This window comes from Klebsiella sp. CSG-1 (genome assembly GCF_056521145.1).
This window is the reverse complement of the sequence record NZ_JBWNLD010000018.1, coordinates 13,252-25,789: the sequence shown is the minus strand read 5'-3', so window position 1 is coordinate 25,789 and position 12,538 is coordinate 13,252. Positions and strand designations below refer to the sequence as shown.

Here is a 12,538-nt window from a genome sequence, read left to right as displayed (position 1 = left end):
AAATTTTTATGTACCAGGTTGTTGCGTCTGACTTAGATGGCACGCTGCTTTCTCCCGATCACTACTTAACGCCCTACGCAAAAGAGACGCTGCAGCTGCTGACCGCGCGCGGGATCAATTTTGTCTTCGCCACCGGACGCCATTACATCGATGTCGGCCAGATTCGCGACAATCTCGGCATCAAATCCTACATGATCACCTCCAACGGCGCGCGCGTGCACGACAGCGAGGGAAAACAGATCTTTGCCCATAACCTCGACCGTGATATTGCCGCCGATCTGTTCGAAATGATGCGTAACGACCCGAAGGTGGTGACCAACGTCTACCGCGAAGATGAGTGGTATATGAATCGCCATCGCCCGGAAGAGATGCGCTTTTTCAAAGAAGCGGTGTTTAACTACAAGCTGTATGAAGTGGGCGAACTCGATCCCGAAGGGATCAGCAAAGTCTTTTTCACCTGCGATGATCATCAGCATCTGCTGCCGCTGGAGCAGGCGATCAACGCCCGCTGGGGCGATCGCGTGAACGTCAGCTTCTCCACGCTGACCTGCCTGGAAGTGATGGCCGGTGGCGTGTCGAAGGGGCATGCGCTGGAAGCGGTTGCCAAAATGCTCGGCTACGGTCTGAAAGACTGCATCGCGTTTGGCGATGGCATGAACGACGCAGAAATGCTGTCGATGGCGGGCAAAGGCTGCATTATGCAGAACGCTCACCAGCGGCTGAAAGACCTGCATCCGGATCTGGAAGTGATCGGCAGCAACGCTGACGATGCGGTGCCGCACTATCTGCGTAAGCTCTATCTCGCCTGATAAAGATTGACGGCTGTTCGTTTATTGCTCAGTCGTCAACCTGACTCTCCGCTACAATGAGTGCTCTTCTTCCTGAGAGACATTCATTGTGGCGCTACTGATTATTACCACTATCCTGTGGGCTTTTTCCTTTAGCCTGATAGGCGAATACCTGGCGGGTAGCGTCGATAGCTACTTTTCCGTGCTAATGCGCGTGGGGCTGGCGGCGCTGGTCTTTCTGCCGTTTCTGCGTACCCGCGGGCAATCGCCGCGTACTATCGTGCTCTACATGCTGGTCGGGGCGATGCAGCTTGGCATCATGTACCTGCTGGCATTCCGCGCCTATGTGTACCTGACGGTTTCTGAATTCCTGCTGTTTACCGTCTTTACGCCGCTGTATATCACGCTGATTTACGATCTGCTCAGCGGACGCAAGCTCCGCTGGGGATATCTGCTGAGCGCGGGGCTGGCGGTGCTGGGCGCAGCCATTATTCGCTATGACAAAGTGAGCGATCATTTCTGGACGGGACTGCTGCTGGTTCAGCTGTCGAACCTCAGTTTTGCTATCGGTATGGTGGGCTATAAGCGCCTGATGGAGCTGCGCCCGATGCCGCAGCACAACGCGTTTGCGTGGTTCTATATGGGGGCCTTCCTGGTGGCAGTGGCGGCCTGGTTTATGCTGGGTAATCCGCAGCGGCTGCCAACCACAACCCTACAGTGGGGCGTTCTGGTCTGGCTGGGCGTGGCGGCGTCGGGGCTGGGTTACTTTATGTGGAACTACGGGGCCACGCAGGTGGATGCCGGCACGCTGGGCATTATGAATAACGTGCATGTCCCCGCCGGGCTGCTGGTTAACCTTGCCATCTGGCAGGAACAGCCCCACTGGCCGAGCTTTATTACAGGAGCTCTGGTGATCCTGGCCTCACTGTGGGTCCATCGCCGTTGGGTCGCTCCGCACTCCGGACAAACGGCAAATGATCGCAAGCGTGGTTCCGCGCTGAGCGAATAAACGCCTCGGTGACCGGCTGGCGCTGCTCGCCGTCGCGTACCGCGGCGTACAGCCGGCTCCACAGTCCTTCGCCCAGGGTTTTGGTGACCACCAGACCCTGGCGTTCAAAACTTTCCACCACCCAGTGCGGCAGGGCGGCGATGCCCATCCGTGCGGCGACCATCTGGATTAACAGCAGGGTATTGTCGACGCTTTTGAGCTGCGGGCTGATACCGGCCGGCTGCAGGAAGTGGCGCCAGATATCCAGGCGACCGCGCTGAACCGGATAAATCAACAGCAGTTCCGAGGCCAGGTCTTCTGGCGCGATGCGCGTTTTCGCCGCCAGCGGATGCTCCGGCGCCAGCACCAGACGAACTTCAAAATCGAACATCGGCGAATAGTGCAGGCCGCTACGCGGCAGGATATCGGAGGTCATGACCAGGTCCAGCTCGCTTTGCTGCAGGGCTGGCTGCGGGTCAAAGGTCACGCCGGACTGAAAATCCACTTCGACGTGCGGCCAGCGGGCGCGGAAACTCTCCAGTGCCGGGGTCAACCACTGTATACAGCTATGACACTCGATAGCGATGCGCAGACGGGTTTGCTGCGGCTCGTGGCAGTCCTGCAGCGCGCGGCTGATTTGCGGCAGCACCTGGTTTGCCAGCTGGAGCAGGATCTCCCCCTGCGGGGTGAAACGCAGAGGCTGACTTTTACGCACAAACAGACGGAAGCCAAGGCGTTGTTCCAGATCGCTGAACTGGTGAGACAGAGCGGACTGGGTTTGATGCAGAGCCGCCGCAGCGCCTGCCAGCGACCCGCTGTTCCGCAACGCCTGTAGCGTTTTCAGGTGTTTAATTTCGATCATGAAAGTCCTTCACTTCGGCATGAATAATTTGCGCTTGAGGAATATACAGTACCTGTCAATTATGGATGTGTAAACATCTGGATGGCTAAATCCTGTGTCTTTCGAATTTATGGCGCGTTGGCTGCGCTTGCTCATCCCGGTCACTTACATGAGTAAGCACCCGGGGATGATCAAGCTTGCCGCCTTCCCTGAATCCGAAATCCTTCGGATTAAAAAATTATGAGGTCTTAAAAATGACAATTATTAATCACACCCTCGGTTTCCCTCGCGTTGGCCTACGTCGCGAGCTGAAAAAAGCGCAAGAGAGCTACTGGGCGGGTCACTCGACCCGCGAAGAACTGCTGACGGTGGGCCGCGAGCTGCGTGCCCGCCACTGGGAGCAGCAGAAGCAGGCGGGCGTTGACCTGCTGCCGGTGGGTGATTTCGCCTGGTACGACCATGTTCTGACCACCAGCCTGCTACTGGGTAACGTGCCGGCTCGTCATCAGAACAAAGATGGCTCGGTTGATATCGATACCTTGTTCCGCATTGGTCGCGGCCGTGCGCCGTCCGGCGAACCGGCGGCAGCGGCAGAAATGACCAAATGGTTTAACACCAACTACCACTACATGGTGCCGGAGTTTGTAAAAGGGCAGCAGTTCAAACTGACCTGGACCCAGCTGCTGGATGAAGTGGATGAAGCGCTGGCGCTCGGCCATAAGGTTAAACCGGTCCTGCTGGGGCCGGTCACTTATCTGTGGTTGGGCAAAGTCAAAGGCCAACAGTTTGACCGTTTGAGCCTGCTGAACGATATCCTGCCGGTTTACCAGCAGGTGCTGGCAGAGCTGGCAAAACGCGGCATCGAGTGGGTGCAGATTGACGAGCCGGCGCTGGTACTGGAGCTGCCGCAGGCGTGGCTGGATGCATTCAAACCGGCATATGATGCGCTCGCGGGCCAGCTTAAGCTGCTGCTGACCACCTACTTTGAAGGCATCGCCGCGAACCTCGACACCATCACCGCGCTGCCGGTGCAGGGCCTGCACGTTGACCTGGTGCACGGTAAAGATGATGTGGCTGCTCTGCATCAGCGTCTGCCGTCCGACTGGCTGCTCTCTGCGGGCCTGATCAACGGGCGCAACGTCTGGCGCGCCGATCTGACCGAGAAATATGCGCAAATTAAAGACCTCGTCGGCCAGCGTGCGCTGTGGATCGCTTCTTCCTGCTCCCTGCTGCACAGCCCGATCGATCTGAGCGTGGAAACCCGTCTCGACGCGGAAGTGAAAAGCTGGTTCGCCTTCGCCCTGCAAAAATGTGAAGAGCTGGCGCTGCTGCGCGATGCGCTGAACAGCGGCGAGACCGCAAAACTGGCTGAATGGAGCGCACCGATTCAGGCTCGCCGTCACTCGTCCCGCGTACATAATGCGGCGGTGGAAAAACGTCTGGCGGCCATTACCGCTCAGGACAGCCAGCGCAACAGCCCATACGCTGAGCGTGCCAGGGCACAGCGTACGCGCTTCAATCTACCGGCGTGGCCGACCACGACCATCGGCTCTTTCCCACAGACTACCGAGATCCGTGGCCTGCGTCTGGACTTCAAAAAAGGCAATCTCGATGCGAACCACTATCGCACCGGTATTGCGGAGCACATCAAGCAGGCGATTGTTGAGCAGGAACGTTTAGGATTAGATGTTCTGGTTCACGGCGAAGCCGAGCGTAACGACATGGTGGAGTACTTCGGCGAGCACCTCGATGGCTTCATCTTCACGCAGAACGGCTGGGTCCAGAGCTACGGCTCCCGCTGCGTGAAACCGCCGGTGGTGATCGGTGACGTCAGCCGTCCGGAGGCGATCACCGTTGAGTGGGCGAAATTCGCTCAGTCGCTGACCGACAAACCGGTGAAAGGTATGCTCACCGGACCGGTGACCATTCTGTGCTGGTCCTTCCCGCGTGAAGATGTCAGCCGTGAAACCATCGCTAAGCAGATTGCGCTGGCGCTGCGTGACGAAGTGGCGGATCTGGAGGCGGCCGGTATCGGCATTATCCAGATTGATGAGCCGGCGCTGCGTGAAGGCCTGCCGCTTAAGCGTAGCGACTGGGATGCTTACCTGCAGTGGGGCGTAGAAGCCTTCCGAATCAATGCCGCGGTGGCGCGGGATGATACCCAGATCCACACCCATATGTGTTACTGCGAGTTCAACGACATCATGGATTCCATTGCCGCACTGGATGCGGACGTGATCACCATTGAAACCTCGCGTTCTGACATGGAGCTGCTGGAGTCGTTTGAAGAGTTCGAATACCCGAACGAAATCGGACCGGGCGTATATGACATCCACTCGCCGAACGTGCCGAGCGTGGAATGGATTGAAGCGCTGCTGGCGAAAGCGGCGCAGCGTATCCCGGCAGAGCGTCTGTGGGTCAACCCGGACTGTGGCCTGAAAACCCGCGGCTGGCCGGAAACCCGCGCTGCGCTGGCCAACATGGTGAAAGCCGCGCAGAATCTGCGCCAGGCCTAATTCCGTTACCCCCGTCCCGGAGGAGGCCCAGACCTCCTCCTCTTTTTTCTTTTTTCTTCCGTGCTGGCCCATGCGCCGTGCAACCTGCGGAGTTCTCGCGGCTGGGCTACGCTTAGCTGCACAGGGCACGTACAGACATTTCCGGGGGAGAATGATGACCAGACTTGACGATCCGCAGCGGTCTTTATGTTTTGCTATTAATCTGGGGAACCCGGTTCTTGCCACGTTGTTGCCGGATAATACCCCGGGTGGCATCACCGCCGAGTTAGCCAAAAAACTGGCCGCTGAATGCGGTTGCGAGGCGCGATTTGTGACCTGGCCGACGGCCGGAAAAGTGGTTGATGCGGCTTTGCTGAACCAGTGGGATATTGCTTTCCTGGCGATTGATCCCGCTCGCGAAGACAAACTGTGCTTCACCCCGCCCTATGTCACGATTGAAAGTTCAGCGCTGGTCAGAAACGACAGCGATATTCGCTCCGTACAAGAGATGGATCGCCCGGGAGTGACGATTAACGTCGGGAAAGGGGCGGCCTATGAGCTGTATCTGATTCGCACGTTACAGCATGCCACGATGCGTCAATACGCCACCTCCCAGGAGGCGATCCGTGCTTTTATCGCCGGGGAAGGGGAGATGGTTGCCGGGATCCGTCAACCGCTTGCCAGCGTGGCGCGGGAATATCCCCAGTTTCGCCTGCTGCCTGATAGCTTTAGTCAGATACAGCAAGCGATTTGCGTTCCACGAAACCGGCTACAGCACTATGAATTTGTCTGTGGTTGCCTGGCGGCATGGAAGAATGACGGCACGATCGCCGATATGATTAACCGTCATATCGGCAACCGCTAGCGGCTTACGCGCGCTTCCCGCCATACTGTGCAAACCACGCCAGCATGCGCTGCCAGCCGTCTTTGGCCGACTCTTCATGATAGCTGGCGCGATAATCGGCGTTAAAGGCGTGATCGGCTTCCGGGTAGACGATGATCTCTGCTTTGGCGTTGGCCGCGCGAAGCGCGTGGCGCATGGTTTCCACCGTATCCTGCGGAATGCTGGCGTCTTTGCCGCCATACAACCCCAGCACCGGCGCGTTGAGATCAACGGCGATATCCACCGGATATTTCGCTGAGTTGAGGGTTTTCTGCCCGACCAGCTTCCCGTACCAGGCGACGGCGGCTTTCAACTGCGGGTTGTGGGCGGCATAAAGCCAGGTAATGCGTCCCCCCCAGCAGAAGCCGGTGATCAGCAGACGATGAGCATCGCCTCCGTGACGTGCGGCCCAGCTGGCGACATGGTCGAGGTCCGCCAGCACCTGTGCATCCGGCACTTTGCTGACCAGCTCCTGGAACAGGGTGGGGATATCGGTATAGTCATTCGGATCGCCCTGACGGAAGTAGAGCTCTGGTGCGATAGCCAGATACCCCTCCTGCGCCAGACGGCGGCAAATGTCGCGGATATGTTCATGGACGCCGAAAATTTCCTGAACAACGATAACGACCGGGAGCAGGCCATCGGCGTTCTTCGGACGAGCATGATAGGCCGGCATGTTCTCTCCTTGAGTGGGGATCGACGTTTCGCCTGTGGTGATGCTCTCCTCCGAGGTATGAACGGCGGTAGAAGCGTGCGGCGTGGCTGCAGGCGCAAAGCCAGGTTGCTTGGTTGTGGTCATGGTATTCTCCGTACCCTTATTTATTAGCGCATCGATAACTATAGACGCTATCGACCGGACGTTAACAAAGCACAGTGCCTGAAACAGGCTATCTTTTGTTCAGGCACGATGAATATAACTTGTTAATGTGATGTTTATCACTTTTTGATGGAAAATCATTGCAATGTTTTTTGTTCATGGTGATTTTTGTCACAAAATTTAGCGGGTAGCTTCTGTAAAGTACCGTTTTGCTTCTGCTGATAATTCGACCCACAGAGGAGTTTTTTATGTCTAAGTCTGATGTTTTTCATCTCGGCCTCACCAAAAACGATTTACAAGGGGCTACGCTGGCTATCGTCCCTGGCGATCCGGAGCGTGTGGAAAAGATCGCCGCGCTGATGGATAAGCCGGTCAAGCTGGCATCTCACCGCGAATTTACCTCCTGGCGTGCCGAACTGGATGGCAAGTCGGTCATTGTCTGCTCTACCGGTATCGGTGGCCCGTCAACGTCGATTGCCGTTGAAGAACTGGCGCAGCTGGGGATTCGTACCTTCCTGCGTATCGGCACCACCGGGGCTATCCAGCCACACATTAACGTCGGCGACGTGCTGGTCACCACCGCATCGGTACGTCTCGATGGCGCGAGTCTGCACTTTGCGCCGATGGAATACCCGGCCGTGGCTGACTTTGCCTGTACCACTGCGCTGGTTGAAGCGGCAAAATCGATCGGTGCGACCACCCATATCGGCGTTACCGCATCATCTGACACCTTCTACCCGGGCCAGGAGCGCTACGACACCTTCTCCGGTCGCGTGGTCAGCCGTTTTAAAGGCTCTATGGAAGAGTGGCAGTCCATGGGGGTCATGAACTACGAGATGGAATCTGCGACCCTGCTGACCATGTGTGCCAGCCAGGGGCTGCGTGCCGGGATGGTCGCCGGGGTTATCGTCAACCGTACCCAGCAGGAAATTCCGAACGCGGAAACCATGAAGCAAACCGAAAGCCACGCGGTAAAAATCGTGGTGGAAGCGGCTCGCCGTCTGCTGTAATTCCTCGCCTCTCACCCCAGGGCCGGATCTTCCGGCCTTTCTTTTTTGCGCTGCGCCTCGCAGGAAATCTCTTTTAAACTGGACGTTTGTACAGCACAATTCTATTTTTGTGCCGTAAGTTGTTGCCGCAGGGGGCGTTGTGGATATCTCGATTGTGATAAGTGCCATCGTGGCGCTGGCCGTAGGGCTGGTCGCAGGGTGGCTGGCGACCAAAGCCAAAGCTGACCAAATTCGCGCCGACCTTATCGAGGATCGCCGTGAACTGGATATCGAGCTCAGCGCTGCGCGCCAGCAGCTGGTGCAAGAGGCCCACTGGCGCGATGAATGCGAGTTGCTGAATAACGAACTGCGTAGCCTGCGTGACATCAATAGCTCACTGGAGGCCGATCTCCGCGAAGTCACCACCCGCCTTGAATCTACCCGGATACACGCCGAGGATAAAATCCGCCAGATGGTGAACAGCGAACAGCGTCTGAGCGAGCAGTTTGAAAACCTGGCTAACCGCATTTTCGAACACAGCAACCGGCGCGTCGATGAGCAGAACCGGCAGAGTTTACATGGCCTGCTAACGCCGCTGCGTGAACAGCTGGACGGTTTCCGCCGCCAGGTGCAGGACAGTTTTGGCCAGGAGGCGCGCGAGCGGCATACGTTGGCCCATGAGATCCGCAATCTGCAGCAGCTGAACGCGCAGATGGCGCAGGAGGCGCTGAACCTGACCCGGGCGTTGAAAGGGGATAACAAAACGCAGGGTAACTGGGGAGAGGTGGTGTTAACCCGCGTGCTGGAAGCTTCCGGGCTACGCGAAGGGTATGAATACCAGACCCAGGTCAGCATCGAAACAGAAGGGCGTTCGCGCATGCAGCCCGATGTGATCGTCCGCCTGCCGCAGGGGAAAGACGTGGTCATTGATGCCAAAATGACGCTGGTGGCCTACGAGCGCTATTTTAATGCCGAAGATGACTACACCCGCGAGGCGGCGCTGCAAGAGCATATCGCCTCGGTGCGAAACCATATTCGCCTGCTCGGGCGTAAAGATTATCAACAGCTGCCGGGCCTGCGCTCGCTCGACTATGTGCTGATGTTTATTCCCGTGGAGCCGGCTTTCCTGCTGGCTATCGACCGTCAGCCTGAACTTATCAGCGAAGCGCTGAAGAACAATATTATGCTGGTCAGTCCGACGACGCTGCTGGTAGCGCTGCGGACGATTGCCAATCTCTGGCGTTATGAACATCAAAGCCGCAATGCGCAGAAAATAGCTGAACGCGCAGGTCGTCTGTACGACAAAATGCGCCTGTTCGTTGATGATATGTCCGCCATCGGGCAGAGCCTGGATAAAGCCCAGGATAACTATCGCCAGGCGATGAAAAAGCTCGCTTCCGGGCGCGGGAATCTGCTGGTGCAGGCAGAGGCGTTCCGCGGTCTTGGCGTTGAAGTGAAGCGCGGGATTAATCCTGATTTAGTCGATCAGGCAACGGCTCAGGATGACGAATATCGTTCTGAAGAAGACGAAAACGCGCTGGAAGATAACGAATTTATCGCCGATCGGGCCGATGAGGCGATGTCCGGTGAACCCTCTACGCCGCGTTGAACCGTATGGGAAATGCGCTGAATCTGTTACACTCGGCGAACATTTTCTTGATAAGCAGGCATTGAGATGGTTGAGGATTCACAAGAAACGACGCACTTTGGTTTTCAGACCGTAGCCAAAGAGCAGAAGGCGGACATGGTGGCACATGTATTCCATTCTGTGGCCGCAAAATATGATGTTATGAATGATCTGATGTCGTTCGGTATTCATCGTTTGTGGAAGCGTTTCACCATCGACTGCAGCGGCGTACGCCGCGGACAGACCGTTCTGGACCTGGCCGGTGGCACCGGCGACCTGACGGCGAAGTTCTCTCGCCTGGTGGGTGAAACGGGGCGCGTCATGCTGGCGGATATCAACGACTCCATGCTGAAAATGGGCCGCGAAAAGCTGCGCAACATCGGTATCGTCGGCAACGTTGAATACGTTCAGGCTAACGCGGAAGCCCTGCCGTTTGCCGACAATACGTTTGACTGCATCACCATTTCCTTCGGTCTGCGTAACGTCACCGATAAAGAAAAAGCGCTGCGTTCAATGTATCGCGTCCTGAAGCCGGGCGGTCGTCTGCTGGTACTCGAGTTTTCGAAACCGATTATTGAACCGCTCAGCAAAGCCTATGATGCCTACTCCTTCCACGTGCTGCCGCGCGTAGGGGAGCTGGTTGCCAAAGACGGTGAAAGCTATCGCTACCTGGCGGAATCTATTCGTATGCACCCGAATCAGGACACCCTGAAAGCCATGATGCAGGACGCCGGTTTCGAAAACGTCGACTACTACAACCTGACGGCTGGTATCGTTGCGTTGCACCGCGGTTATAAGTTCTGACAGGAGGGATCGCATGCCTTTCAAACCACTGGTTACCGCTGGCATTGAAACCGCCCTCAATACCTTTCTCTGGCGCGACAAAGCGTTAAAACCTGCTCGCCAGCGTCTGCTGGGGAAGGTGCTGCGCGTTGAGCTGAAGGAGCTGTCGACGCCAGTTGTGCTGGTCTTCAGCGAGCGTCAGGTGGATGTACTGGGGGCCTGGGAAGGCGATGCCGACTGTACCGTCATTACCCGCCTCAGCGTGCTGCCACAGCTGCGCAACCGTCAACAGCTCACGGCGCTTATTCGCAGCGGTGACCTGGAAGTGCAGGGCGATCTGCAGGTGGTGCAGAACACGGTAGCGCTATGTGACCTGGCGGAATTCGATCCGGCTGAGCTGCTGGCGCCTTACACCGGCGATATCGTTGCGGAAGGGGTCAGTAAGGTCTTTCGCTCCGGAGCTCGCTTTCTGCTGCACGGCGTTCAGCGTCAGCAGCGCTATGTCGCTGAGGCGCTGACCGAAGAGTGGCGTATGGCGCCGGGGCCGCTGGAAATGGCCTGGTTTGGCGAAGAGACCGCGGCTGTGGAACGCGCGCTTTCCGCACTGGAAAAACGGCTGGAAACGCTGGAGGGCAAATGACGCCAGGAGAATTACGGCGCCTGTATCTTATTATCCGCACCTTTTTGAGCTATGGGCTTGATGAGCTCATTCCCAAAATGCGTATCACGCTGCCGCTGCGTATCGGGCGGCGGATGCTGTTCTGGATGCCGAATCGTCATAAAAACCAACCCCTCGGCGAACGTCTGCGCCTTGCGCTGCAGGAGCTGGGGCCGGTGTGGATCAAGTTCGGTCAGATGCTCTCTACCCGCCGCGATCTGTTCCCGCCGCAAATCGCCGATCAGCTCGCGCTGCTGCAGGATCGCGTAGCGCCTTTCGATGGTCGGCTGGCGAAACAGCAGATCGAACAGGCGATGGGCGGCCTTCCCGTAGAGGCCTGGTTTGACGATTTCTCGATTGAACCGCTGGCATCGGCCTCTATTGCGCAGGTCCATACCGCACGGCTGAAAGAAAACGGCAAAGAGGTCGTTATCAAGGTGATCCGCCCGGACATCGTGCCGGTGATTAAAGCGGATATGAAACTTATCTATCGTCTCGCGCGCTGGGTGCCGCGCTTACTGCCCGACGGTCGCCGCCTGCGCCCGCAGGAAGTGGTGCGCGAATACGAAAAAACGCTGCTGGATGAACTTAACCTGCTACGTGAATCGGCCAACGCCATTCAGCTGCGGCGCAACTTTGAAGACAGCCCGATGCTCTATGTACCGGAAGTCTACTCTGATTACTGCAGCGAAGGCATGATGGTGATGGAGCGGATTTACGGGATTCCGGTTTCCGACGTGGAGGCGCTGGAGGCGCAGGGCACGAACATGAAGCTGCTGGCGGAACGCGGCGTGCAGGTCTTTTTCACCCAGGTGTTCCGCGACAGCTTCTTCCACGCGGATATGCATCCGGGCAATATTTTTGTTAGCTACGACCATCCGGAGAACCCCCAGTACATCGGGATCGACTGCGGTATCGTGGGGTCGCTGAACAAAGAAGATAAGCGCTACCTGGCGGAAAACTTCATCGCCTTCTTCAACCGTGATTACCGTAAAGTCGCCGAGCTGCACGTGGATTCAGGCTGGGTTCCTGCGGATACCAATGTTGAAGAGTTCGAGTTTGCTATTCGCACCGTCTGCGAACCGATCTTCGAGAAGCCGCTGGCTGAGATCTCGTTTGGTCATGTGCTGCTGAACCTGTTTAACACCGCCCGGCGCTTCAATATGGAAGTGCAGCCGCAGCTGGTGCTGCTGCAGAAGACATTACTTTACGTAGAAGGGGTAGGCCGCCAGCTCTATCCTCAGTTAGACTTGTGGAAAACGGCGAAACCTTTCCTTGAGTCGTGGATTAAAGATCAGGTCGGCATTCCGGCGCTGGTGCGTGCGTTTAAAGAAAAAGCGCCGTTCTGGATCGAAAGAATGCCGGAGATACCTGAGCTGGTGTACCAGACTTTGCAGCAGAGTAAGCAGCTGCAGACCAGCGTGGATACCATCGTGCGCGACTTCCAGGTGCGACATGTTCGTCAGGGGCAGTCCCGTTATCTGTTTGGTATAGGCGCGGTTCTGTTACTGAGTGGTACGCTGTTATTTATCCACCGCCCGGAATGGGGCATGATGCCAGGCTGGCTGATGGCCGCTGGCGCGGTGTCCTGGCTGATTGGCTGGCGGAAAACGCACTGATGGGAAGCGCCTTTATCACAGCGCATTGGTTTTTGCGCGAAGTCATGCGA

General features: G+C 57.1%; 11 protein-coding genes. 9 read left to right on the top strand and 2 right to left on the bottom strand.

The annotated features are described in order from the left end of the window. Positions 1-8 precede the first annotated feature (8 nt). The gene (yigL, locus tag AC007G_RS26255) at positions 9-809 is read left to right on the top strand and encodes a sugar/pyridoxal phosphate phosphatase YigL (protein ID WP_032690024.1); all 801 of its coding nucleotides are present in this window, start codon (positions 9-11) and stop codon (positions 807-809) included. A gap of 88 nt (positions 810-897) precedes the next feature. Further along, entirely contained in the window at positions 898-1,797 is a 900-nt protein-coding gene (locus AC007G_RS26250; protein WP_032690023.1) for a carboxylate/amino acid/amine transporter, read from the top strand. Here the strand turns inward: AC007G_RS26250 and metR are convergent. Next, positions 1,685-2,638, bottom strand: coding sequence for an HTH-type transcriptional regulator MetR (gene metR, locus AC007G_RS26245; RefSeq protein WP_047663719.1), 954 nt, complete (start codon positions 2,636-2,638; stop codon positions 1,685-1,687). The two genes, AC007G_RS26250 and metR, sit on opposite strands and share 113 nt — an antisense overlap. Positions 2,639-2,871: 233 nt before the next feature. On the opposite strand from metR, the gene metE reads away from it, so the two are divergent. Both metE and AC007G_RS26235 read left to right on the top strand, forming a co-directional pair. Continuing rightward, positions 2,872-5,133 (top strand): 5-methyltetrahydropteroyltriglutamate--homocysteine S-methyltransferase, encoded by a 2,262-nt coding sequence (gene metE / locus AC007G_RS26240; protein WP_032697966.1) that lies wholly within the window; start codon positions 2,872-2,874, stop codon positions 5,131-5,133. A 154-nt stretch (positions 5,134-5,287) separates the two neighbouring features. Then, positions 5,288-5,977, top strand: a complete 690-nt coding sequence (locus AC007G_RS26235; protein ID WP_142631098.1) for a transporter substrate-binding domain-containing protein — start codon at positions 5,288-5,290, stop codon at positions 5,975-5,977. A gap of 4 nt (positions 5,978-5,981) precedes the next feature. Here AC007G_RS26235 and AC007G_RS26230 read toward each other — a convergent pair whose 3' ends face one another. After that, entirely contained in the window at positions 5,982-6,794 is an 813-nt protein-coding gene (locus AC007G_RS26230) for a dienelactone hydrolase family protein (RefSeq protein ID WP_032690020.1), read from the bottom strand. Between the two features lie 266 nt (positions 6,795-7,060). Here AC007G_RS26230 and udp point away from each other — a divergent pair, with 266 nt between their 5' ends. The 5 genes from udp (at position 7,061) to ubiB (ending at position 12,488) form a co-directional block, all read left to right on the top strand. Next, positions 7,061-7,822 carry a uridine phosphorylase gene (udp, locus tag AC007G_RS26225; protein ID WP_004869655.1) on the top strand — a complete coding sequence of 254 codons (762 nt, stop codon included), beginning with the start codon at positions 7,061-7,063 and terminating at the stop codon, positions 7,820-7,822. 139 nt (positions 7,823-7,961) lie between these two features. Beyond that, positions 7,962-9,410 (top strand): DNA recombination protein RmuC, encoded by a 1,449-nt coding sequence (gene rmuC / locus AC007G_RS26220; RefSeq protein ID WP_032697946.1) that lies wholly within the window; start codon positions 7,962-7,964, stop codon positions 9,408-9,410. Positions 9,411-9,476: 66 nt separating this feature from the next. Beyond that, positions 9,477-10,232 carry a bifunctional demethylmenaquinone methyltransferase/2-methoxy-6-polyprenyl-1,4-benzoquinol methylase UbiE gene (ubiE, locus tag AC007G_RS26215; RefSeq protein ID WP_004869660.1) on the top strand — a complete coding sequence of 252 codons (756 nt, stop codon included), beginning with the start codon at positions 9,477-9,479 and terminating at the stop codon, positions 10,230-10,232. Between the two features lie 13 nt (positions 10,233-10,245). After that, positions 10,246-10,851, top strand: a complete 606-nt coding sequence (ubiJ, locus tag AC007G_RS26210; RefSeq protein WP_032690019.1) for a ubiquinone biosynthesis protein UbiJ — start codon at positions 10,246-10,248, stop codon at positions 10,849-10,851. Continuing rightward, a complete protein-coding gene (ubiB, locus tag AC007G_RS26205; protein WP_032690018.1) occupies positions 10,848-12,488 on the top strand; it encodes a ubiquinone biosynthesis regulatory protein kinase UbiB in 1,641 nt (546 codons plus the stop codon). The genes ubiJ and ubiB overlap by 4 nt, the downstream gene beginning before the upstream one ends. Positions 12,489-12,538 lie beyond the last annotated feature (50 nt).

What these genes read in the sequence shown, in the direction of transcription:
- AC007G_RS26230 (WP_032690020.1), bottom strand. Translation starts at nt 6,794, where the DNA reads ATGACCACAACCAAGCAACCTGGCTTTGCGCCTGCAGCCACGCCGCAC.
- metE (WP_032697966.1), top strand. Translation starts at nt 2,872, where the DNA reads ATGACAATTATTAATCACACCCTCGGTTTCCCTCGCGTTGGCCTACGT.
- ubiB (WP_032690018.1), top strand. Translation starts at nt 10,848, where the DNA reads ATGACGCCAGGAGAATTACGGCGCCTGTATCTTATTATCCGCACCTTT.
- metR (WP_047663719.1), bottom strand. Translation starts at nt 2,638, where the DNA reads ATGATCGAAATTAAACACCTGAAAACGCTACAGGCGTTGCGGAACAGC.
- ubiJ (WP_032690019.1), top strand. Translation starts at nt 10,246, where the DNA reads ATGCCTTTCAAACCACTGGTTACCGCTGGCATTGAAACCGCCCTCAAT.
- AC007G_RS26235 (WP_142631098.1), top strand. Translation starts at nt 5,288, where the DNA reads ATGACCAGACTTGACGATCCGCAGCGGTCTTTATGTTTTGCTATTAAT.
- yigL (WP_032690024.1), top strand. Translation starts at nt 9, where the DNA reads ATGTACCAGGTTGTTGCGTCTGACTTAGATGGCACGCTGCTTTCTCCC.
- ubiE (WP_004869660.1), top strand. Translation starts at nt 9,477, where the DNA reads ATGGTTGAGGATTCACAAGAAACGACGCACTTTGGTTTTCAGACCGTA.
- udp (WP_004869655.1), top strand. Translation starts at nt 7,061, where the DNA reads ATGTCTAAGTCTGATGTTTTTCATCTCGGCCTCACCAAAAACGATTTA.